Source organism: Blastococcus sp. SYSU D00922 (assembly GCF_054050495.1).
The window spans coordinates 50,296-69,267 of record NZ_JBJGZL010000002.1; the positions used below are offsets into that span (position 1 = coordinate 50,296).

Consider the following 18,972-nt stretch of genomic DNA (forward strand, 5'->3'; position numbering starts at 1 on the left):
CCGCCCCGCCGGGGGCACGCTCACAGCCCCCGCAGCCCCCAGACGGCGGCGACGAGACCGGCGAGGACCACGAGCGTGACCAGCAGCGCCCAGGCGGCGAGGGCCGGGCTGTAGTCGTCCCGGTCCTCGCCCTCGTCCGGCGGCCCCCCGGACGCGCGGGAGCGCGCGCCGGCCGTGGTCACGGCGTGCCTCCTGGCGCGGACGGGTGGGCGGCGACGGTCCCCGGGACGCCGACACCCGGGCGACCCGGCCGGGGCAGACCGAGCTCGTCCATCGCCTGCTCGTAGCAGTCGTGCAGGAGGTCGAGCCGGGCGACCAGCTGCCGGACGTGGGCGTCGGAGGGCGAGCGCCCGCGGGGCCGGTCGAGCGAGTCCCAGAACAGCCAGAACAGCTCGCCGCCGGCGCCGTACCGGAACGACGGAGGAGGCGGTGGCGGGTCCAGCGCGGCGACGAACCGGCGGGCCACGGCCCGGTGCAGCAGCGCGGTCTGCTCGTCGTAGCGGGCCACTGCCGCGCGCCGCTGCCGGCGCGCCTCGGCGCCGCGGCCCGGCGGCCTGCCCGGCTCCGGGGGCTCGACGGTCAGCCCGATGGCGCGGCCGAGCAGCTCGGCGAGCCGTGGCCGGTCGCGATCGGAGAGCTTGTCGTTGGCGGCCCGCAGGATCGCCGCGAGCTCCTCGTCCACGCAGCGCGGCTCGTCCGTGAACGGCTCACCGGCCAGCAGCGACGTGTACTCCATGAAGCACGCGCCCCGTGCAGGGTTGCGATGGCTGCCGCGCGCCAGCACGGGCATGCCCTCCGGCAGCGCCGTCCGGTCCGGGGTCCTCGTCATCGTGCGTCCTCCGTCGGGTCGTCGTCGGTCACCTGCGCTGTGCGGCGTACCGGTACTCGAGGAGCGCGTTCAGGTGCTCCTCGGCCCGTGCCTGGACGTCCCGGTTGCGGCTGCCGCCCTCGTGCCGCGAGGTGATCCGGGCCGACCGCAGCTCCACGAGGGCCTCGGTGATCAGCTGGTCGAGCACGTCGAAGCCGTCCCGGGGCGGCGCGGGCGCTGTCATCGCGGACCTCCGCGGTGGGAGGGGTGGTGTCCGGCCCGCAGCCTGCCGTCGTCGAGGGCCCCGGGCATCGTCCCGCACGGACGAGCCGGGAGGGGATCAGTCGTAGACGACCGACGTCCGCAGGAGCACGTCCTGCGCCGACCGGTTCTCGCCGCTCACCAGCACCCAGAGCAGGCCCACCGGGACGAGGGCGCACAGCACCGCCCGGACGGCGCACCGGCCCCAGCCGAGGCGGGCCCCCCGGTCGTCGGTCACCCGCAGCCCCATCAGCCGGTCACCGTAGGTCGCGCCCACCACCGCCCAGGTGACCGCGAAGTAGAGCACCTGGACGCCGAGCCCGACGAGGAGCAGCGCGGCCCAGTGCGGGGCGGGGAACCGGAAGGACGTCGGCCCGAGGAGGAACCGGGTCGCGGCGACGGCGGCGTACCCACCGGCGACCAGCAGGACGACGAGCGCGAGGTCGGCGACGTTGGCCAGGGAGCGGGTCACCAGCCCCGCCCGCGCACCCCGCGCGTCCCCCCGGGTGTCCGCGCGCACCGGCCGTGGGTCGTGCCAGGGGTAGGCGGCCGTCCCGTCGCGCCGGGTGCCGTCAGCGGTGGTCACCGCGGCTCGCCCCGCTCGCCGCCGCTGGTGGCCGTGCGGCGTCCCGGTCGTCCCAGGAGCCGGTCGACCACGCGCTCCACCGCGCGGTCGGCGTCGACACCCTGGTCCCGCACGCTGCGCACCATGTCCGAGGTCACCGTGCCGGTCGAGGCCCGGAGCAGGCCCGGCAGGTCGATCTCGCGCACGACGTAGCGGGCGATGCCGGCGACGTCGGTGCGCGCGATCACCCGGTCGAGGTCGACCCGCTCGACCACCCCGTCGACGTCGACCCGGTCGAGCACCCGGGTGACGTCCACGCGGTCGACCACCGCGTCGAGGTCGAGGCCGGCCGCGACCGCGTCCAGGTCGATGCGGTCGACGACCCGGGCCACGTCCACCTTGTCCACCAGGGTGTCGAGGTCGAGCCGGGCCGCGACCGCGTCCAGGTCCAGCCGCGCGGCCACGGCGTCGACGTCCACCCGGGCGAGGACGGCGTCGAGGTCGACGCGCGCGACCACGGCGTCCACGTCCAGCATCGCCGCGAGCCGGTCGAGGTCCACGTAGTCGCGGACGAGGGCCGGGACGTCGAGTCGGGCGAGAACCGCCCGGGTCAGCCCGGGGACCACGTCGTCGGCAGCCGTGCCGAGGGCGCGCACCGTCGCCGCCACCGGATGGGCGAGGGCGCCGGCCACCCGTCCGGGGAGCTCGTCGCGCAGCCGCCGCGCGACGCGCCGCCGTCCTCGCGCCGCCGTCCCGCCGGCGTAGCGGAGGAGCGCGAGGGCGACGGTGACGACGGCGGCCGCCGCGTCGACGACGTCCGCCGGCCGCGCGGGGGAACGGCCCGGACGCGGCGGCGGGAGCGGCCGGAGGCGCCCGGGGGGCGGGCCCTCCGTGCTCACGGCCACGACGGCGCGCCGCCAGCTACCCGACCCATGCGGCCTCCCGGTCCGTGGGTGCCCAGGATCGGGCACTCCGCGGGCCGCTCCCTCATCCGGAACGGGTGAGCCTGCCGGCCGCGGTCGGTGCTCGGATGACCACGCAAGTGACCTTCGGCCCTGACCTGTCGCGGTCCGGGTCACGAGGCTGGCAGCGGAGCCCGAGACCCGGCCGTGGGACGAAGGAGTGCGGGAGGCGGCGGAGTCGCGCAGCGAGGGGGAATGGCATGACGAGCCCGTCGACCGCGGAGGGCCTGCCGGGGCGCACCCGGCCGGCCCCGCCGCACGTGGCCCGGCCGCTGCTGGCGGCCAAGCTGGCCCCGCCCGAGGTGGTGCACGCCACCGTCGCGCGCCGGCGCCTGCTCGACCGGCTCACCTCCGAGGTGCGGCACTGCCCGGTCACCTTGCTCAGCGGCCCGGCGGGGTCCGGCAAGACCGTGCTGGCCGACTCCTGGCGGCAGTCGAGGGGGGCGGGCCAGCCGGTCGCGTGGCTGACCCTGGACGAGTTCGACGACGACCCCGCCGTCTTCTGGGGCTACGTCGTGGCGGCGCTCGCGGGTGCCGGCGTCGCCGTGTCCGAGGACCCGGTGACGGCGACGGGGGAGCAGTCCTCCGGCTGGTCGGTGGCCCGGCTCGCGGCGGACGTCGTGGCCGGTGACCACCCCGTCGTCCTGGTGCTCGACAACGCCGACCACCTCTCCGACCGCGGCCTCCTGGCGGGGCTGGACCTCCTCGTCCAGCTCGCGGGCAGCCGGCTCCGGCTCGTGCTGTGCGCCCGCGCCGACCCGCTCCTGCCGCTGCACCGGTACCGGGTCGCCGGGACGCTGGGCGAGATCCGCACCGACGAGCTCGGCTTCACGGCCGACGAGACCCTCGAGCTCTTCGCCGCGATGGGTGTGCCCGTGACGGCGGAGGTCGCGCGCGACCACCGCCCCCAGACGACGGGGTGGGCCGTGGGTCTCCGGCTCGCCGCGGCCCCGCTCAAGCACGGGGTGCCGCCGGATCGCCTGGTCACCTCCCTCGCCCGGGACGACGGGAGCGTCGCCCAGTACCTGTTCGCCGAGGTCCTCGCCGACCAGCCGGCCGGCGTCCGCCGCGTCCTGCTGCGGACCAGCGTGACCGCGGAGCTCTGGCCCGACCTGGTGGACCGGCTCTGCGGCCGCCGCAACGTCCGGCGCGTCCTGGCCGGCCTGGCCCACGCCAACGCGTTCGTCGAGGAGGCGCCGGGCACACCGGGCGGCTTCGTCGTCCACCCGCTGTTCCGGGAGATGCTCCAGGCCCAGCTGGCCTTCGAGCACCCGGCGGAGCTGGCCGGCCTGCACCGCACCTGCGCGACCTGGTACGCCGATGCCGGTCGCCCCCTGGAGGCGCTGTCGCACGCGACCGCCGCCCACGACTGGTCCTTCGTCACCCGCCTGCTGATCGACGACCTGTCCGTCGCCCGGCTCCTCGCGCACGGCACCGACCCGCTCCTGCGGAGCGTCCGCAACCTGCCGGCCGGGCTGCGGGGCACCGAGGCGGCGGTCCTCCGGCTGGCGGTGGCGCTCGCCGCCGGCGGCCGCGCCGACCCGGCCGACCTCGAGATCGCGAGGACGGCGGGAGCCGACGACGAGCGGCTCGTCCTGCGGATCTCGGCAGGCCTGGTCCGCCTCGTCGCGGAGGAGGGCGCCGGTCCCGACCCCGAAGCGGCCCTCCGTCGCGTCGAGGAGGTGGCCGGGCTGGTCGCCCTGCTGCCCGAGGGCGAGGCGCGGGCCCGCCGGGACTGCGCGGTGCTCCTCGAGGCCCTGCGGGCGGCCGCGGCGCTGCGGGCCGACCGGCCGCTGCCGGAGCTGCTCGTGCGGATGCGCGCCGCCGCCGCGGCGGCGCAGGCGGCGGGTGCCCGGCGGCTGCGGCTGCGCGCACTCGGCAGCCTGGCCCTCCTGGAGGCCTTGGAAGGGCACCTGACGCGCGCGGCGGAGCTCGCCGCGGAAGCCGAGGTGGAGGGGACCGCCGACAGCGCGGCCGCCACGGTCCCCGACCCGGCGGCGGCCACGGCGCTCGCCTGGGTCCACCTGCGCCGCTACAGCCTGGCCGAGGCCCGCGAGTGGCTGACCAGGGCACGGGAGCGGGCCCGGGCGGGCGGCCCGTGCGCCGTCCCGGTGGACCCGCTGGCCGCCGTGCTGCAGTCCCAGCAGCTGCGGCTGCGGCACGAGTACGACGCGGCCGAGCAGGCCCTGCTCCCGCACCTGCGCGGCCCCCGCCTCCCGCGGTGGATCGCGGAGCAGGTCGTCGGCGAGGTGGTCCGTCTCGCGGTGGCCCGCGGGCACGTGGCCGAGGGGCTGGCCATCCTCCGCGACAGCGGGGAGGACGAGCCGTGGGGCCGGCGCCTGCACGCGACGGTCGACCTGCTCGCGGGGGAGACCAGCACCGAGGTGCGGGGCGGCCCCGAGCCCTCGGCCCCGCTCGCCGGGGCGGTCGAGTGGTCGGTGGTCCGCGCCTGCCAGCTGCTGGAGGAGGGCCGCTCGGCCGCGGCGGTGGAGGAGCTGGCGGCGGCCCTCGACCGCGCCTGCCCGGAGCTGATGCGCTGGCCGTTCGTCGACACCCCTCCGCAGGCTCGCCGGCTGCTGCGCACCAGTCCCCGGCTGCAGGCGGCCGGGGCCTGGCTCAACCCGTCGAGCGGGCAGGTGCCCCGGCCCCGCGACGGCGGGCCGACGGTGACGCGGCGGAGCCCGGCGCCCGAGGGCCCGCAGGTGCTGGAGGCGCTGAGCGAGCGGGAGATGGAGGTGCTCCGCCACCTCGCGGACATGCTGTCCACCGCGGAGATCGCCGCGGCCATGTTCATCTCCGTGAACACGGTGCGCACCCACATCCGCAGCATCCTGCGCAAGCTCGCGGTGAGCCGGCGCTACCAGGCGGTCCGCAGGGCACGCGAACGCGGGCTCCTCTGAGCGGCGTCATGCGCGGCGGACGAGGCACGGCCCCGTCGTGAGCGGGCACCGTCAGCGGGGCGGGCACGGCGCGTTCCCGCGACGGGAGGGAGGACGTCCATGGAGCTGGCTCGGGAGCGGTTCGAACTCCGCGTCGGGACGCTGGTCAGCCCGGCAGCGCTCGCGACGTTCGGCGTCGCGGTGAGCCCGACCCCGGTGCCGCGGGACACCGTGTACCGGTTCCGCATCCCGGCCGACCGCGACCTGGCCGACGTCATCCGGCAGCTGACCGACAGCCGCGTGCAGATCCTGGAGATCCGCCGGTGCCCCGATCCGCCGTCCGGTCCGCCGCCCGGGGCTCCGGCCGTGCCCGCCCGCCGTGAGCCGGCTCCGCCGACCCGCGGGGAGGTCCTGCCCTTCCGCCGCGGGGGCCCGCGCGCGGCCCGCTGACCGCCCGCGCTCATTCGGTGCGGACGATGCCGCGGAGCGGCGCCGTCGCCACGCTGCACAGCACGGGGACCCCGGCCGCACGTCGCCGCTCCCGGGGCGGCCGGAACGGGGTCCGGAGCTAGGAGGACAACGGACATGACCGACACCTCGCACCGCGGGTACACCGAGGCGGAACGGCGGTACGACGCCGAACCGTCGGGGTGGACCGGCTGGATCGTCTTCGCCGGCGTCATGATGATCATGCTCGGCGCGTTCCAGGCGGTCGAAGGCCTGGTGGCGCTCTTCGACGACGGGTTCTACCTCGTCCGCCCCGACGGGCTCGTCGTCGACGTCGACTACAACACGTGGGGCTGGGTCCACCTGATCATCGGCGTCGTCGGGGTCGTCGTCGGTGTCGGGTTGCTGGCGGGCAACACGGCGGCGCGCGTCCTGGGCGTCATCGTGGCCTCGCTCAGCGCCCTGGCGAACCTGGCGTTCATCTCGGCCTACCCGGTGTGGTCGGTCCTGATGATCACCATCGACGTCATCGTGATCTACGCGATCATCGTCCACGGCCGGGAGCTCAAGGGAACCTACTGATCCCGCCGGCCGCCGCTCCGCGGCGCCCGTTCCGTCGGTGCTGCGCGCCCGGCGGGACGGGCGCCGCGGCGCCGTCCGGCGACTCGTCCGCGCGGGGTGACGCGGCGGCCGGGGCGCTCCGCGACGGTGGGCGCCGTCCGGATCGTCCCCCTGGAGGAGCCATGACCACCGCAGGCCTCGAGCAGTCAGCCGACCTCGACCAGATGGGGCCGGTCGACTACGTCGTCCTGGCCTTCCCGACCGACCGGATGACGGGTGAGGCCCTGCCGCTGCTCGTCGACCTCGTCGACCGGGGGATCATCCGCATCCTGGACCTGGTGTTCCTCCGCAAGGACGCCGACGGCACGGTCACCACGCTCACCCAGGTCGACCTGGAGCGCATGAAGGTGCTCGAGGCGGTGCTCTTCGAGGGGGCCACGTCCGGCCTGCTCGGCCCGGACGACGTGGCCGAGGTCGCCGCCGGGCTGGACCCCGGCACCGCGGCCGGCGTGCTGGTCTACGAGAACGTCTGGGCCGCGCCGTTCGCCGCGGCCGTGCGGCGTTCCGGCGGGCGGCTGGTGGCGGCGGGGCACATCCCGGTGCAGGAGCTCGTCGCGACGCTGGACGCGCTCGAGGAGCAGGACGGCACCTCCGTCGTCGCCCCGCGCACGTCCGCTGAGCCGATGGGCTGACCCCCGGGTCCGCTCAGCGGAACTCGGAGGTCCACCGCGGGGCCACCACCGCCCACTCGCGCGTCCACCGGTTCTCGCGGACGGCGTCCAGGGCGGTGCAGAGCAGGGCGTGCGCGAATCCGGCGCCCAGGGGCAGGCCGACGAGCACCAGCACCGCTCTCGCCGTCGCCGCCGCCGGGATGTCGTCCGCGTCCAGCGGAGCCTGCGTCGGATCGCCGTCCCGGTCGACCCAGATCAGGACGGCGGTTCCCTCAGGGGTGCCGGGCCCGACGTCCACGGCCCCCTCCCGCACCGACCCGCCGGGCGCGGTCCAGACGGCGCGGGCGGCGGAGGAGAGGTCCCCGGCCTCGACCTCGGCCGCCGTCGGCGCCGGTGCGTCCTCGAGCAGGACGGCGCGCACCTCGGAGCGCTCCGCGGCCTGGGCGGCGGAGAGGGCCGCGTAGTGCTCCGTCGTGGCCGACGCCGTCGCCACCGCGAGCGGCGGTGCGGCCAGGACCGAGAGGGCGACCACGAGGCGGCCGGCCAGCTGCAGCCGGTCGGACGGACGTGCCGACGGCCCGGCCCCCAGGGTGAACCGGCGCAGCAGCCCGGTCCTCGCCCTGCTCACGGCCCGGCCCGCTCGGCGCCCGGCGTCAGACGAGGGCCCGCCGCTTGAGCTGCTCGAACTCCTCGGGGCTGATGGCACCGCGGTCGAGCAGCTCCTTCGCCCGGCTGATCTCGTCCACCGGCCGGGAGCGCGGCGCGGGGACCGACACCTCCGTCCCGTAGCGCCCTCGGCGGACGTCGCGGTCGGCCATCCCGCGCCCCTGCGTGACCAGGTAGGTGAGCGAGCCGATCAGCGGCAGCACGAACACGAGGACGATCCAGCCGGTCTTCGCCCAGCCGGACAGGTCGTGCCGCCGGAACAGGTCGCCGAACACGGTGATGAGCAGCCAGAAGTAGACCATCAGCGAGAAGAAGAGGACGAAGGTCCACAGCAGGTCGACCAGCGGGTAGTCGTCGGCCGCGGTGATCATGGTCCACCTCCCGGGACGGGGGACGTTCCTCCCGTCAGGATCACGTCCGCGCGGCCCGTGGTCGTCGTCCGGCGGGGATGACCGCGCCGCCGCCCGGGCGGGCGCGGGCACCGCCTCATCCGGCGAGGGGGAGGCGTGCGTCGGTCCGCCCGACGAGGCTCCGGGGTGCTCCAGCACGGGCCGGGAACACGACGGCCGGCGCCGAACCAGGAGGAGCGCGCAGATGCCAGGACAGGTGTACGAGCTCAGGGTGCGTGGTCCCGTCCCCACGGCGCTGCTCGAGGAGATCGGCGCGACGGACTTCGGCCAGGAGCCGCCGCTGACCATCCTCCGCACCGAGCCCACGGACCAGCCGGGGCTCCACGGCATCCTGCAGCGGCTGCGGGCCCTGGGGCTGGACCTCCTGGAGGTCCGGACGACCCCGGAGCAGTCCGGCCCCCTCGCCTGACCGTCAGGCGGCGGCCGGCGCCCGGTCCTCGTGCTGGTGGGGGAGGAGCAGGGCGGCGACCCAGCCGACGACGGCGAAGGCGCCCACCACGACGATCGCGGTCAGGAACGGGGCGTTGCCGGCGGTCGTCGCGGCGACGAGCACCGAGCCGGCGATCGCGACGCCCAGCGAGGACCCGAGGTTCGACACGCTGCGCGAGACCCCGGAGATGTCGCCCTGCACCTCCTCCGGCCACGCCGACTGCACCACGTTGACCGACGCGGTGAGCATGGCGCCGACCCCGAAGCCCATGAGGAAGAGGCCGGGCCAGAAGGTCCACACGGCGGAGTCCTCGCGGGCGAGCAGGAGGAGCAGGGCGATCCCCACGACGGTCGTGGTGAAGCCGGCCCGGACCAGCAGCCGCTGCGGGTGGCGGCTGGCCATGCGCTGCGCCATCGCGGACGACGTCAGGATGCCGATCGTGGCGGGCACGAGCATCAGGCCGGTCTGGATCGCCGAGTAGCCGCGCTCCTGCTGCAGGAACACCGAGATCACGAAGAAGACGCCCTGCAGCACGAGCCACTGCACGTTCTGGGTGAGCAACCCGAGGTTCGACGTGCGGTTGCGGAACAGCTGCGGCGACACCAGCGGCGTCCGGCCGGTCCGCTCCCGGTGGCTGACGTAGAGGAAGAACGCGGCGAGGACGACGACGCCGGCGGCGACGAGGACCCAGACCCGCGCCGCGCCCCAGCCCACGGAGCTGGTCTGCAGGATGCCGAAGACGACGAGGAAGAGGCCGGCCGCGGAGAGCACCGCGCCGACGAGGTCGAAGTGCGGGCGGGCGCCGGTGCGCGGCGGGTCGGGCAGCCGGCGCGCCAGGACGGCGATGACCAGCACGACGAGGACCTGCAGGAGGAACGACGCGCGCCAGCTGACGTAGCTGGTGATCAGCCCGCCGATCAGCGGCCCGGCGGCCGACCCGAGCCCCGCGGCGCCGCTGACCACGCCGAACCACTTGGCGCGGGTCTTGACGTCCTCGAAGTAGACGGTGACCAGGATGTAGATCGGCGGGATCAGCAGCGCGGAGCCGACGCCCTCGAGCAGCGAGTAGCCGACTGTCAGCAGGCCGAGCCCCTGGGACACCGACGCGAGGAGGGCGCCGGCGGCGTAGACCAGCAGCCCCAGGATGAAGCAGTTTTTCCGGCCCCAGATGTCGGTGAGCTTGCTGCCCGGGATCATCAGCGCAGCCATCGTCAGCGTGAACAGCGTGATCGTCGTCTGGATCCCGGTCACGTCGGTGCCGAGGTCGTCGGCGATGGTGCTGATCGCCACGTTCATGTTCGACGCGGCGTAGCTGGCGATGAACTGCGCCAGCGCGAGCGGCAGGACGACGGCGCCCGCCGTCGCCACCGCCGTGCCGCCGCCGGCACCGGTCCTGGTCATGGTGGTCTCCGCTTCCGGGATCGGCGCCGGGCGACGACGCGGCGGCTGCTACTGGGTGCGCTGCTGGGGGACGGCGGCGTCGGCGAGCGCCTCGGCACCCAGGACACCGCGGACGATGGCGCCGGCGGCCGCCGTGACGCGCGCGCTGCCGACCACGGGAGCGATCGCGACGAGGACCGCCTGCGCCTTCTCGACCGTCAGGCCCGCCTCCGCGCCCGCGCCGAGGGTGATGAGGTAGGACACCGGTGCCGCATCCATCGCGACGAGGGCGGCCAGCCTCACGGCCAGGTAGGTGTCCGGGTCCAGCCCCGAGCGCTCCGCGGCGTCGAGGTTCATCGCGAGAAGGGTCTCGAGGACGGGCGCGTCACCGGCTGCGATCCGGCTGAGCGAGTTCTCCGGCGCGGTCTGGGTCATGGCTGCTCCTGGGGACGGGGGGGACGGGCGACGCCCCAGCGTCGCGAACCGGGCGGCCTGCCGTCCTCACCCGCTCGGGACGAGGACCCGCAGATGCGCCGGCGTCGAGCGCGGCGTCCAGGCTGATCGCGGCGTCGATCAGCGCCAGGTGGGTGAACGCCTGGGGGAAGTTGCCGATCTGCTCCCCGGTCAGGGCGATCTCCTCCGAGAAGAGCCCGACGTGGTTGGCGTAGGTCAGCATCTTCTCGAAGGCGTTGCGTGCGTCCTCGACCCGCCCGGCGCGCGTCAGCGCGTCGACGTAGGCGAACGTGCACAGCGAGAAGGTCCCCTCCGACCCCCGCAGCCCGTCGGGCGACGCCTCCGGGTCGTAGCGGTAGACCAGGCTGTCGGTCACGAGCTCGTCGTCCATGGCCGCAAGGGTGGAGAGCCAGCGGGGATCGCGGCCGTCGATGAACCCGACGGTCGGCATGCGCAGCAGGGCCGAGTCCAGGACGTCGGTGTCGTAGTGCTGGACGAACGCCTGGCGGCCCTGGTGGAAGCCGCGCTGCATGATCTGCTCGTAGATGGCGTCGCGCTCGGTGGTCCAGCGCGCCACGGGAGCGGGCAGCCCGCGTTCGGCGGCGAGCCGGATGCCCCGGTCGAAGGCCACCCAGCACATGAGCCGGCCGTAGGTGAACGGTTGCCGGCCCCCTCGGGTCTCCCAGATGCCCTCCTCGGGCTGGTCCCAGTTGTCGGCGAGCCAGTCGAGGACGGCGCGCATGGCCTGCCAGCCCTGGTAGGGGACCGGTAGCCCGGCGCGCACGCCGGCGTAGAGCGCGTCGATGGCCTCGCCGTAGATGTCGAGCTGCAGCTGCTCGGCGGCACCGTTGCCGACGCGCACCGGTGCCGAGCCGCGGTAGCCCCGCCACTGGTCGAGGACGTCCTCCGCGAGATCGGAGGAGCCGTCGATGCGGTACATGATGTCGAGCGGCCCGGTGGCACTGTCCTTGCGCTCGCGGATCCGGGCGCCGAGCCAGGAGCCGAACTGGGCCGCCTCGTCGACCAGGCCGAGGTGCAGCAGCGCGTGCACGGAGAAGGACGAGTCCCGCACCCAGGTGTAGCGGTAGTCCCAGTTCCGCTCGCCGCCGACCTGTTCGGGCAACGCCGCCGTCGGCGCCGCCACCAGCCCGCCCGTCGGCGCATAGGTCATCAGCTTCAGGGTGATCGCGGAGCGGTTGATCATCTCCCGCCAGCGGCCACGGTAGGTCGACCCGGCCAGCCACGAGCGCCAGAAGGCGACGGTCTGGTCGACCATCTGCTGGATCTCGGCAGAGCGGATCTCGCGCGGTGGCCCGTCCGCCGCCGTCTCGAGCACCAGGCCGCGCACGTCGCCGGCGGCGAGGTCCAGCGTCGCGTGCACGTCGTCGTCGTCCGCGTCGACCGTGACGCGCGCGAGCCGCTCGTCGTCCGGTTCGCGCACCAGGTGCACGGTCAGCTCGCTCCCGCCGGCACGGAACACGCCGCCGGTCGCGGTGAGCTCGGTGCGGTGCGGGCGCCGCCCGTAGTCGAACCGTGGTGCGACGTCGACACCGAACGTCATGCGGCCCCGGACGCAGTGCACCAGCCGGACCAGCCGGTGGCGATCGGTGGCCGCCCCCTCGGCGGGCGGCATGAAGTCGACGACCTGGCCGAGCCCCTCGGCGGTGAAGAAGCGGGTGACCAGCACCGCGGTGTCCGGGAGGTACATCTGCTTGCTGGTGTAGTCGGCGCCCGTCGGGCGGATCCGGAAGTGGCCGCCGCGTTCGTCGTCGAGCAGGGCCCCGAAGACGCTGGGGGAGTCGAAGCGGGGGAAGCAGAACCAGTCGATCGACCCGTCCGTGGTCACGAGCGCGGCGGTCTGCAGGTCCCCGATGATGCCGTGGTCGGCGATCGCGGTCTCGAGCGTGGGTGTCTGGGTCATGGCTGTCTGGGTCATGGCGGCGACCGTGACGCCGGGAGGCCGACGGCCACCTCATCCCCGGCGGGTGATGAGCCGCGGACGCCCGGCGACGAGTCTGGGTCGCCGGTCGGCCGGGCGCCGCGCCCGCCTGCCCCACGGGAGGGGAGAGGTCATGCGCCGCTTCGCCGTCGGACTGCTCGTCCTCGTGAGCGCGATCTCCGTCGTGCTCGCCAGCATGTCGCTCTGGACCCGGCGCAACGTCGTGAACACGCAGGTGTTCGTCGGCAACGTGGAGGAGGTCATCGATCTCCCCGAGGTGGAGGCGCGCATCACCGAGCAGGTCACCGCCACGGTCATGGGGAACGACGAGGTCACCGGGGCTGTCGACGGCGTCGTCGAGGCCCTGCCGCCGCGGCTCCAGCGGTTCGAGCCGACGATCACCAGCGGCATCGAGTCCGTGGTGTCCGCCGGGGTCCAGCGGCTGCTCAGCAACGACCCGTTCCGCCCGCTGACGGAGGCGGCGCTCACCTCGGCGCACGACCAGCTGGTCGACGGGGAAGCGGTCGAGTTCACCCTGGGGATGGCGAAGGAGCGGGTGCCCGCATCGCTCCAGGACGGGCTCGCCGGTCAGGTGCTGGACCTGCTCCCGGACGACGCGGGGGTCACGCTCCTCACGCCGGCGGAGGCCCCGCAGATCTACGACGCGGTCGACCTGCTCGAGTCGGTCTGGTGGTGGTTCGGCCTCCTCGCCCTCGCCACCCTGGCCGGCGCGCTCGGGGTCTCGCGGCACCGGCGGGCGACCCTGCGCGGCTGGTCGGTCACCGTGGCCGTGCTGGCGGTGCTCGTCCTGCTCACCCTGCGCCTCGCTCGCGGACAGCTCGTCCTCCAGGCGCGACCCGAGAACCGGGACGCCCTGGGTGCCGCGTACGACGTGTTCGCGCAGAACCTGCGGGTGTGGATCCTGTGGGTGTTCGCCGCCGCGCTGCTCGTCGTCGTCCTCACCCTCGTGTGGGGTCGGCTGGGCCTCGTCGCCGGTGTCCGGCGCGGTGTCGGGTCCGCGCGGACCCAGTTGCGCCTGCGGCGCGAGGAAGCCGCAGCCGCCCCCGCGGCGGACGGCACCCCGGCGAGCAGCGAATCGTGGACCCGTCGCGTCGCGACGTGGAGCCGGGCCTTCGCCGACGGGCTGGACGTGCCGGAGCGGTCGGCCCGGGTGGGGGTCCTCGTGCGCGACCACTACCGGCCGGCGCGGTGGACGGGGATCTCGGTCGGTGTCCTGGTGCTGCTGCTCTGGCCGGCCCCCACCCTGTCGGTCCTCATCTGGATCGCGGCACTGGTCGGGCTGTACCTGATCGCCCTCGACTGGCTGAGGGGTCGTGCGCCGGCGGCCGCTGCGACCGAGGCGCCCTCGGCGACCCCACCCCCGGCGACCACGTCGGCCGAGGTCCACGGGGTCGTGCCGGTCCCGCGGGGATCCAACGGCCCCGAGCCGTTGGTGCCGGCGGCCCTCACCCCGGCGGTGATGTCGACGCTCAGCGGCCGGCTCGACCTGCTGGTCCGGCTCGGGGAGGCGCGGGAGGCGGGCGTCCTCACCGAGGAGGAGTTCACCCGCGAGAAGAGCCGCCTGCTCGGCGTCTGAGGGAGCTCAGCGGGACGGGTGCTGCGAACCGGCGTCCCGCAGGTCCGCCGCCCGTCGGCGCCCCCGCTCGACGGCGGCGAGGAAGAGCCGGACCACCAGCCCGATCAGCACCAGGTCGGCGACCATCTGCACCGTCGTCACGACCCGTGCCGCCTCGCCGACGGGCGCGATGTCGCCGAACCCGACGGTGGCGAACACGGTCACGGCGAAGTAGACGCCGTCGGTCCGGTCGAGCGGCTCGGTGAAGTGCGACGGGTCCGATCCGGACATGAGCACGTAGGACGCGGCGAAGAACACCAGGAACAGCGGCAGGGACAGCGCCATGCCCTCGACGGCGCGCAGCGCCGGGTGCTGAGCGCGGACGATCGCCCGCACCTGCCACCCGACGAGCACACCGATGCCGGCCAGCCCGGCCACCAGCCACACCCCGCCCGCCCGGAAGCCGCGGTCGAGGGGGAGGACCGCGTACAGGACCAGGACCACGAGAACGGTCAGCGCCGTCCGCACCAGCCCCAGGACGAGCGGCCGGCGCCCGGGCGCCGGCGGCTCGGGGTCGCTCACGGGTCGGCGCGCGCCTCGACCCGGCCGGAGGCCGCGGCGTCGGCGAGCGCGCGGTGGTCGTCGTCGGTGAGATCGGCGTACGCCTCGCCGAAGTCCGCGACCGCGTGCTCGAACGCCGGCGAGGAGCCCAGGTACCCCGCGATGGCCATGCGGTCGCCCGATCGGGCGTGGGCCCGTGCCAGGGACCACGCGCAGATCTCCCCGTAGGTCCGCAGGCCCTCCGGGCGCAGCTCGCCGATCTCGAGAGCGCCCTTCCAGTCCCGCAGCTGGCGGACGTAGAAGTCCCGCTCGACCCCGTCGATCCCCGTGGTCCGCTGCCACCCGAGGAAGATGTCGCTGGCCTGCTGCATCAGCCGCTGGCCGGCCACGACCCGCTGCCCCTGGTTGGCGTACCGGCTCCGGCCGACGAACTCGGCGTGCACCGACGCCGCGGCCTCCTTCACCTGCAGCAGCAGGGGGTCGTCGTCGTCCCGGCCGGTCAGCAGGACGACCCAGCACCGGGTGCCCACGCTGCCCACCCCGACCACCTTCCGCGCCATGTCGACGAAGGAGTAGCGCTCGAGGAGGCTGCGCCGGTCGGCCTGCAGCGAGGACCGGTACTGGCGGATCATGCCGCGGAAGGCCGACTCGAGGTCGCGCTCCTCGTCGGCCGGCAGGAGGTCGCGCAGGGGGACCAGCAGGGGCGGCTCCGCCCGGATCCGCAGCCGCCCGCCGACCACCTCGGTCAGCTTGCCGAAGGCCTGGAGGGTGTCCCGCGTGCGTGCCCGCTCCAGAGCCCGGGACAGGCGCTTCCGGGCGCCCGCGTCCAGCTGACCGGCGAGCCGCTGCTGGAGCTGGTCGGCGTCGACGTGGGAGTACCAGACCTCGAGCTCCCGGGCGTCGGCGAACTCGGCCATCGCGCGCCGGTACCGCGCGCCCGCGGCGACCGCCACGGCGTGCCGCTCCTTGCGCCGCAGCCCCTTCTCGCGGGCGGCGATGACCAGGCTGGCGACCAGCCGCTTGACGTCGTGCTCGAAGGGGCCCGGCAGCGTCTCGTCGAAGTCGTTGGCGTCGAAGACCAGCCGGCGCTCCGGCGAGCCGAAGAGCCCGAAGTTCGACACGTGCGCGTCTCCGCACATCTGCACGGTCAGGCCGGCCCGCGGGCTGCGGGACAGGTCCGCGGCCATCACCCGCGCCGCGCCCCGGTAGAACGCGAACGGGGACTGCAGCATCCGCCCGTAGCGGATCGGCCGGAGCTCCGGCAGCCGGGCGGCGGCCTGCTCCTCCAGCAGCGCCACGGGGTCGCGCCCCGGGCCGGCCGGGGGGACGGCGGCCTGCGACTCCAGCGGCACCGTCGCGCGCAGCGCCTTGCCCGCGGCGCGCCGCTCCTTCGGCGTCGGCCGGGACGACCGCGCCTTCCCGTCCTGCGCCGGCCTCGGCCGGTCCACTGTCAGCACGTCGAGCCCACCTCGTCCAGGAAGGCGCCGGCGCCCTGGAGGAAGGCCTCCAGGGTCGACGCCACGGTCGCCAGCGTCGCGGCGGACGGGTCGCCGGTCGCCGCGGTGACGGCCGACTGGACGGCGTCGGCGTCGGCCTGCACGCCGTCGACCTCCTCGGAGTAGGAACTCCGGGCGTCGTCGGCCAGCTGCGCCCAGTAGTCCTGCACGACCGACCACTGCTCCGCCAGCGCGTCGGTCCCCTCCGAGACCACCCGGCCCGCGCTCAGGCCGGTCAGCGAGGTCCGCAGCGCGTCGGCCGACCGGCACAGGTCCGGCGTCGCCGACGGTTGGTCGCCCGTCGTGGCCGCCGTCGTCGCCGTGTCCCCGTACGACGAGCAGCCGCACAGCCCGGCGACCACGACGGCGAGCCCCACCACCCACGTCCGCATGCGCCGACCGTGCCCGTCACAGGTGGCGCCGTGCGTCATCCGCGGGGGATGAGGTCGCCGGCGGCCGCGGGGACGAGCCTCGCAGCAGGTGTCCGCACGTCGGGAGGAACCGGGATGACCGCGAACGTCTCCAGCCCCTACGCGCACGCGACGCCGTCACGGCATTCCGGCACCCGGGTGGTGGTCGGGCTGCTCGGCGTGGCGGCCCTGGTCGTCGGCGTGGTCCTGCTGTTCGACCCGGTCGCTGCCGCACGGACGCTCGCGCTCCTGCTCGGGCTCTCCCTCGTCGTCGGCGGCCTGCTGGAGGTGGCCGTCGGGTGGGACGCGGAGAAGCGGCGGACGGCGTCCGTCGCCCTCGGCGCGGTCCTCGTGGTCGGCGGCGTCCTCGCCGTGGCCTGGCCCGGGATCACGCTCTACACGCTGGTCCTCATCACCGGGCTGTCCCTGATCGTGCACGGGGCCGCCCGCGTGGGACTGGCCGTCGTCGAGCGCCAGGAGATCGCCGGCTGGGGCTGGCTCGCGCTCGCCGGAGCGGTCAACGTCCTCGTCGGTGTCCTCGCCATCGCCTGGCCCGACGCCACCGTGTTCGTCCTGTCGCTGATCCTCGGCGCGCAGATCGCCGTGTTCGGCGTCCTGCTGCTCGTCTCCGCGTTCTGGCGGGGCGACCGGCGCGCCGACGCCGCCGCGGCGGCCTGACCCGCCACCGACGACGCCGGGCGCCGGCCGCCCGGCCCGACCCCAGGGAGTCACCCATGCCCGGACTGCTGCGCGGGATGGCCCGCACCGCCGTCGTCGCCGGCACGGCCACCGCCGTGTCCAACCGGGTCTCCCGCCGCCAGGCGGGCCGGTGGGCCAGCCAGGGGGGCGGGTACGGCGCGCAGCCCCAGTACGCCGAGCCGGCCCCCCGGCGCACCGACACCGACACCAAGCTGGCGCAGTTGCGCGAGCTGGCCCAGCTCCGGGACTCCGGCGTCCTCGACGAGGCCGAGTTCGAGCTGCAGAAGAGCCAGATCCTCAACTCCTGACCCCGGGCCGACCGGTCCGGCCGAACCAACGCGAGGAGAAGTCCATGGCCACCATGACCGTCTGGAAGTTCCCCACCCCCAACGGGGCGGCGATCGCGGAGGAGACGCTCAAGGACCTGCAGCGCAGGGAGCTCATCCAGATCCACGACGCCGCCATCGTCACCTTCCCCGAGGGGGCGAAGAAGCCGAAGACGCGTCAGCTCCGCAGCCTCACCGGAGCAGGGGCCCTCGGGGGCGCGTTCTGGGGGATGCTCTTCGGGCTGATCTTCTTCGTGCCGCTGCTGGGCATGGCGATCGGCGCCGGGATGGGCGCGCTCACCGGCAGCATGACCGACGTCGGCATCGACGACGCGTTCATCCGCCGGATGCGCGACGAGATCCAGCCGGGCACCTCGGCGCTGTTCGTGCTCTCCTCCGGTGCGGTCGTGGACAAGGTCCGGGACGCCTTCGAGGGCCAGCAGATGGTCCTCGTGGAGACCAACCTCAGCCACGAGGAGGAGGCCAAGCTCCGCGAGGTCTTCCTCGAGGAGGAGAAGGCGCCGGCGGCCACGAGCTGACCCGACGCACCGACCCGGGGCCCGGCCGCCGTGGCGGCCGGGCCCCACCTCACCCGACGACCACCCGGAGCGCCCCATGTGCCGCTGGATGGCCTACACCGGCTCACCGCTGCTGATCGAGGACCTCCTGTACGTCCCCGAGAACTCGCTGATCGTGCAGAGCCTGCACGCGCAGCTCGGCGTGGAGCCGACCAACGGGGACGGGTTCGGGGTCGGCTGGTACGGCGAGCCGGCGGTGCCCGGGCTTTTCCGGAGCACCGAACCCGCCTGGAACGACCGGAACCTGCGCGAGCTGGGCGCCCACATCCGGTCGCGGATGGTGCTCGCGCACGTGCGCGCCTCCACCGGGACGCCCGTCCAGCAGACCAACTGCCACCCCTTCCGGTACGACCGGTGGCTGTGGATGCACAACGGGGCCCTGGCCGGCTTCCGCGACGTGAAGCGGGAGCTCGCGCTGGCGGTCGACCCGGCACTGTTCCCCGACATCGAGGGCTCCACCGACTCCGAGCTGTTCTTCCACCTGGCGCTCACCTTCGGTCTCCGGGAGGACCCGCCCGCGGCGGTCGCCCGCGCGGTCGGGCTGATCGAGGCGGTCGGCCGGCGGCACGGCCGCCGGTTCCCGGTCCAGATGACCGTCGCGACGACGGACGGCCAGACGCTGTGGGCCTTCCGGTACTCCACCGAGGGCCGGTCCCGCTCGCTGTTCCACAGCACCGACATCGCGACGCTGCGCGCCCAGTACCCGGACAACCCGGTGCTCCACCGCCTCTCCGACGACGCGCGGATCGTCGTCTCCGAACCCCTGGGCGGCCTGGTCGGTGCGTGGCAGGAGGTGCCGGAGGGCAGCTGCGTCGTGGTCCGCGACGGCCGGCAGGAGATCCAGCCGTTCGCGCCGACGGTCCTCGAGCCGGTCGGCTGATCGCGGCGCGCTCG

Annotated in this window: 23 protein-coding genes; 10 read left to right on the top strand and 13 right to left on the bottom strand. The window is 75.1% G+C overall.

The genetic code is table 11. The annotated features are described in order from the left end of the window. Window positions 1-20: 20 nt before the first annotated feature. From ACI78T_RS02820 to ACI78T_RS02840, 5 genes are all read right to left on the bottom strand, one after another. The gene (locus ACI78T_RS02820) at window positions 21-182 is read right to left on the bottom strand and encodes a hypothetical protein (RefSeq protein WP_456556556.1); all 162 of its coding nucleotides are present in this window, start codon (window positions 180-182) and stop codon (window positions 21-23) included. Further along, window positions 179-829: a hypothetical protein gene (locus ACI78T_RS02825; RefSeq protein WP_456556557.1), complete on the bottom strand. Its 651-nt coding sequence runs from the start codon at window positions 827-829 to the stop codon at window positions 179-181. The genes ACI78T_RS02820 and ACI78T_RS02825 overlap by 4 nt, the downstream gene beginning before the upstream one ends. A 28-nt stretch (window positions 830-857) precedes the next feature. Continuing rightward, window positions 858-1,052: a hypothetical protein gene (locus tag ACI78T_RS02830; RefSeq protein WP_456556558.1), complete on the bottom strand. Its 195-nt coding sequence runs from the start codon at window positions 1,050-1,052 to the stop codon at window positions 858-860. Window positions 1,053-1,148: 96 nt separating this feature from the next. Further along, a complete protein-coding gene (locus ACI78T_RS02835) occupies window positions 1,149-1,655 on the bottom strand; it encodes an RDD family protein (RefSeq protein ID WP_456556559.1) in 507 nt (168 codons plus the stop codon). Beyond that, complete coding sequence (locus ACI78T_RS02840) at window positions 1,652-2,533, bottom strand: hypothetical protein (protein WP_456556560.1); 882 nt, start codon at window positions 2,531-2,533, stop codon at window positions 1,652-1,654. Before ACI78T_RS02840 ends, ACI78T_RS02835 begins: the two co-directional genes overlap by 4 nt. A 263-nt stretch (window positions 2,534-2,796) precedes the next feature. Here ACI78T_RS02840 and ACI78T_RS02845 point away from each other — a divergent pair, with 263 nt between their 5' ends. The 4 genes from ACI78T_RS02845 to ACI78T_RS02860 all read left to right on the top strand — a co-directional run bounded on the left by ACI78T_RS02845 (window position 2,797) and on the right by ACI78T_RS02860 (window position 7,175). Further along, on the top strand, window positions 2,797-5,496 hold the full coding sequence (locus tag ACI78T_RS02845; protein WP_456556561.1) for a LuxR C-terminal-related transcriptional regulator: 2,700 nt from the start codon (window positions 2,797-2,799) through the stop codon (window positions 5,494-5,496). 99 nt (window positions 5,497-5,595) lie between these two features. Then, complete coding sequence (locus tag ACI78T_RS02850; RefSeq protein ID WP_456556562.1) at window positions 5,596-5,925, top strand: hypothetical protein; 330 nt, start codon at window positions 5,596-5,598, stop codon at window positions 5,923-5,925. Window positions 5,926-6,060: 135 nt separating this feature from the next. Further along, window positions 6,061-6,504, top strand: a complete 444-nt coding sequence (locus ACI78T_RS02855; protein WP_456556563.1) for a DUF7144 family membrane protein — start codon at window positions 6,061-6,063, stop codon at window positions 6,502-6,504. Between the two features lie 161 nt (window positions 6,505-6,665). Beyond that, window positions 6,666-7,175 carry a DUF6325 family protein gene (locus ACI78T_RS02860; RefSeq protein WP_456556564.1) on the top strand — a complete coding sequence of 170 codons (510 nt, stop codon included), beginning with the start codon at window positions 6,666-6,668 and terminating at the stop codon, window positions 7,173-7,175. Window positions 7,176-7,188: 13 nt separating this feature from the next. On the opposite strand, the gene ACI78T_RS02865 is transcribed toward ACI78T_RS02860, so the two are convergent. Together ACI78T_RS02865 and ACI78T_RS02870 are read right to left on the bottom strand one after the other, a co-directional pair. Further along, window positions 7,189-7,782: an Rv1733c family protein gene (locus ACI78T_RS02865; protein ID WP_456556565.1), complete on the bottom strand. Its 594-nt coding sequence runs from the start codon at window positions 7,780-7,782 to the stop codon at window positions 7,189-7,191. A gap of 25 nt (window positions 7,783-7,807) precedes the next feature. Beyond that, on the bottom strand, window positions 7,808-8,191 hold the full coding sequence (locus ACI78T_RS02870; protein WP_456556566.1) for an SHOCT domain-containing protein: 384 nt from the start codon (window positions 8,189-8,191) through the stop codon (window positions 7,808-7,810). Window positions 8,192-8,414: 223 nt separating this feature from the next. On the opposite strand from ACI78T_RS02870, the gene ACI78T_RS02875 reads away from it, so the two are divergent. Continuing rightward, window positions 8,415-8,639 (top strand): hypothetical protein, encoded by a 225-nt coding sequence (locus ACI78T_RS02875; protein ID WP_456556567.1) that lies wholly within the window; start codon window positions 8,415-8,417, stop codon window positions 8,637-8,639. A 3-nt stretch (window positions 8,640-8,642) separates the two neighbouring features. On the opposite strand, the gene ACI78T_RS02880 is transcribed toward ACI78T_RS02875, so the two are convergent. The 3 genes from ACI78T_RS02880 to ACI78T_RS02890 are packed head-to-tail and all read right to left on the bottom strand — an operon-like array spanning window position 8,643 to window position 12,429. Beyond that, entirely contained in the window at window positions 8,643-10,061 is a 1,419-nt protein-coding gene (locus ACI78T_RS02880; protein WP_456556568.1) for an MFS transporter, read from the bottom strand. Window positions 10,062-10,109: 48 nt separating this feature from the next. Continuing rightward, a complete protein-coding gene (locus ACI78T_RS02885; RefSeq protein ID WP_456556569.1) occupies window positions 10,110-10,475 on the bottom strand; it encodes a carboxymuconolactone decarboxylase family protein in 366 nt (121 codons plus the stop codon). Then, entirely contained in the window at window positions 10,426-12,429 is a 2,004-nt protein-coding gene (locus tag ACI78T_RS02890; RefSeq protein ID WP_456556570.1) for a glycoside hydrolase family 15 protein, read from the bottom strand. The genes ACI78T_RS02885 and ACI78T_RS02890 overlap by 50 nt, the downstream gene beginning before the upstream one ends. Before the next feature lie 136 nt (window positions 12,430-12,565). Here ACI78T_RS02890 and ACI78T_RS02895 point away from each other — a divergent pair, with 136 nt between their 5' ends. Beyond that, window positions 12,566-14,029 carry an SHOCT domain-containing protein gene (locus ACI78T_RS02895; protein WP_456556571.1) on the top strand — a complete coding sequence of 488 codons (1,464 nt, stop codon included), beginning with the start codon at window positions 12,566-12,568 and terminating at the stop codon, window positions 14,027-14,029. Window positions 14,030-14,035: 6 nt separating this feature from the next. On the opposite strand, the gene ACI78T_RS02900 is transcribed toward ACI78T_RS02895, so the two are convergent. Genes ACI78T_RS02900 through ACI78T_RS02910 form a run of 3 tightly spaced genes read right to left on the bottom strand, consistent with a single transcriptional unit; the run spans window position 14,036 to window position 16,457 of the window. Continuing rightward, window positions 14,036-14,590, bottom strand: coding sequence for a potassium channel family protein (locus tag ACI78T_RS02900; protein ID WP_456556572.1), 555 nt, complete (start codon window positions 14,588-14,590; stop codon window positions 14,036-14,038). Next, window positions 14,587-16,026: a DUF2252 domain-containing protein gene (locus ACI78T_RS02905; protein ID WP_456556573.1), complete on the bottom strand. Its 1,440-nt coding sequence runs from the start codon at window positions 16,024-16,026 to the stop codon at window positions 14,587-14,589. The genes ACI78T_RS02900 and ACI78T_RS02905 overlap by 4 nt, the downstream gene beginning before the upstream one ends. Next, window positions 16,020-16,457 carry a hypothetical protein gene (locus ACI78T_RS02910; RefSeq protein WP_456556574.1) on the bottom strand — a complete coding sequence of 146 codons (438 nt, stop codon included), beginning with the start codon at window positions 16,455-16,457 and terminating at the stop codon, window positions 16,020-16,022. The genes ACI78T_RS02905 and ACI78T_RS02910 overlap by 7 nt, the downstream gene beginning before the upstream one ends. Before the next feature lie 114 nt (window positions 16,458-16,571). On the opposite strand from ACI78T_RS02910, the gene ACI78T_RS02915 reads away from it, so the two are divergent. From ACI78T_RS02915 to ACI78T_RS02930, 4 genes are all read left to right on the top strand, one after another. After that, window positions 16,572-17,153, top strand: a complete 582-nt coding sequence (locus ACI78T_RS02915; protein WP_456556575.1) for an HdeD family acid-resistance protein — start codon at window positions 16,572-16,574, stop codon at window positions 17,151-17,153. A 56-nt stretch (window positions 17,154-17,209) separates the two neighbouring features. Next, window positions 17,210-17,482, top strand: a complete 273-nt coding sequence (locus ACI78T_RS02920; RefSeq protein ID WP_456556576.1) for an SHOCT domain-containing protein — start codon at window positions 17,210-17,212, stop codon at window positions 17,480-17,482. 44 nt (window positions 17,483-17,526) lie between these two features. Then, on the top strand, window positions 17,527-18,039 hold the full coding sequence (locus tag ACI78T_RS02925; RefSeq protein WP_456556577.1) for a DUF1269 domain-containing protein: 513 nt from the start codon (window positions 17,527-17,529) through the stop codon (window positions 18,037-18,039). Between the two features lie 76 nt (window positions 18,040-18,115). Beyond that, the gene (locus ACI78T_RS02930; protein ID WP_456556578.1) at window positions 18,116-18,958 is read left to right on the top strand and encodes a class II glutamine amidotransferase; all 843 of its coding nucleotides are present in this window, start codon (window positions 18,116-18,118) and stop codon (window positions 18,956-18,958) included. Window positions 18,959-18,972: the final 14 nt, after the last annotated feature.

Bases quoted from the DNA above. Each gene is read 5' to 3' on its own strand.
- ACI78T_RS02875 (WP_456556567.1), top strand. From the start codon at position 8,415: ATGCCAGGACAGGTGTACGAGCTCAGGGTGCGTGGTCCCGTCCCCACG.
- ACI78T_RS02915 (WP_456556575.1), top strand. From the start codon at position 16,572: ATGACCGCGAACGTCTCCAGCCCCTACGCGCACGCGACGCCGTCACGG.
- ACI78T_RS02860 (WP_456556564.1), top strand. From the start codon at position 6,666: ATGACCACCGCAGGCCTCGAGCAGTCAGCCGACCTCGACCAGATGGGG.
- ACI78T_RS02825 (WP_456556557.1), bottom strand. From the start codon at position 829: ATGACGAGGACCCCGGACCGGACGGCGCTGCCGGAGGGCATGCCCGTG.
- ACI78T_RS02855 (WP_456556563.1), top strand. From the start codon at position 6,061: ATGACCGACACCTCGCACCGCGGGTACACCGAGGCGGAACGGCGGTAC.
- ACI78T_RS02870 (WP_456556566.1), bottom strand. From the start codon at position 8,191: ATGATCACCGCGGCCGACGACTACCCGCTGGTCGACCTGCTGTGGACC.
- ACI78T_RS02890 (WP_456556570.1), bottom strand. From the start codon at position 12,429: ATGACCCAGACAGCCATGACCCAGACACCCACGCTCGAGACCGCGATC.
- ACI78T_RS02830 (WP_456556558.1), bottom strand. From the start codon at position 1,052: ATGACAGCGCCCGCGCCGCCCCGGGACGGCTTCGACGTGCTCGACCAG.
- ACI78T_RS02880 (WP_456556568.1), bottom strand. From the start codon at position 10,061: ATGACCAGGACCGGTGCCGGCGGCGGCACGGCGGTGGCGACGGCGGGC.
- ACI78T_RS02845 (WP_456556561.1), top strand. From the start codon at position 2,797: ATGACGAGCCCGTCGACCGCGGAGGGCCTGCCGGGGCGCACCCGGCCG.
- ACI78T_RS02895 (WP_456556571.1), top strand. From the start codon at position 12,566: ATGCGCCGCTTCGCCGTCGGACTGCTCGTCCTCGTGAGCGCGATCTCC.
- ACI78T_RS02920 (WP_456556576.1), top strand. From the start codon at position 17,210: ATGCCCGGACTGCTGCGCGGGATGGCCCGCACCGCCGTCGTCGCCGGC.
- ACI78T_RS02930 (WP_456556578.1), top strand. From the start codon at position 18,116: ATGTGCCGCTGGATGGCCTACACCGGCTCACCGCTGCTGATCGAGGAC.
- ACI78T_RS02885 (WP_456556569.1), bottom strand. From the start codon at position 10,475: ATGACCCAGACCGCGCCGGAGAACTCGCTCAGCCGGATCGCAGCCGGT.
- ACI78T_RS02910 (WP_456556574.1), bottom strand. From the start codon at position 16,457: ATGCGGACGTGGGTGGTGGGGCTCGCCGTCGTGGTCGCCGGGCTGTGC.
- ACI78T_RS02850 (WP_456556562.1), top strand. From the start codon at position 5,596: ATGGAGCTGGCTCGGGAGCGGTTCGAACTCCGCGTCGGGACGCTGGTC.
- ACI78T_RS02925 (WP_456556577.1), top strand. From the start codon at position 17,527: ATGGCCACCATGACCGTCTGGAAGTTCCCCACCCCCAACGGGGCGGCG.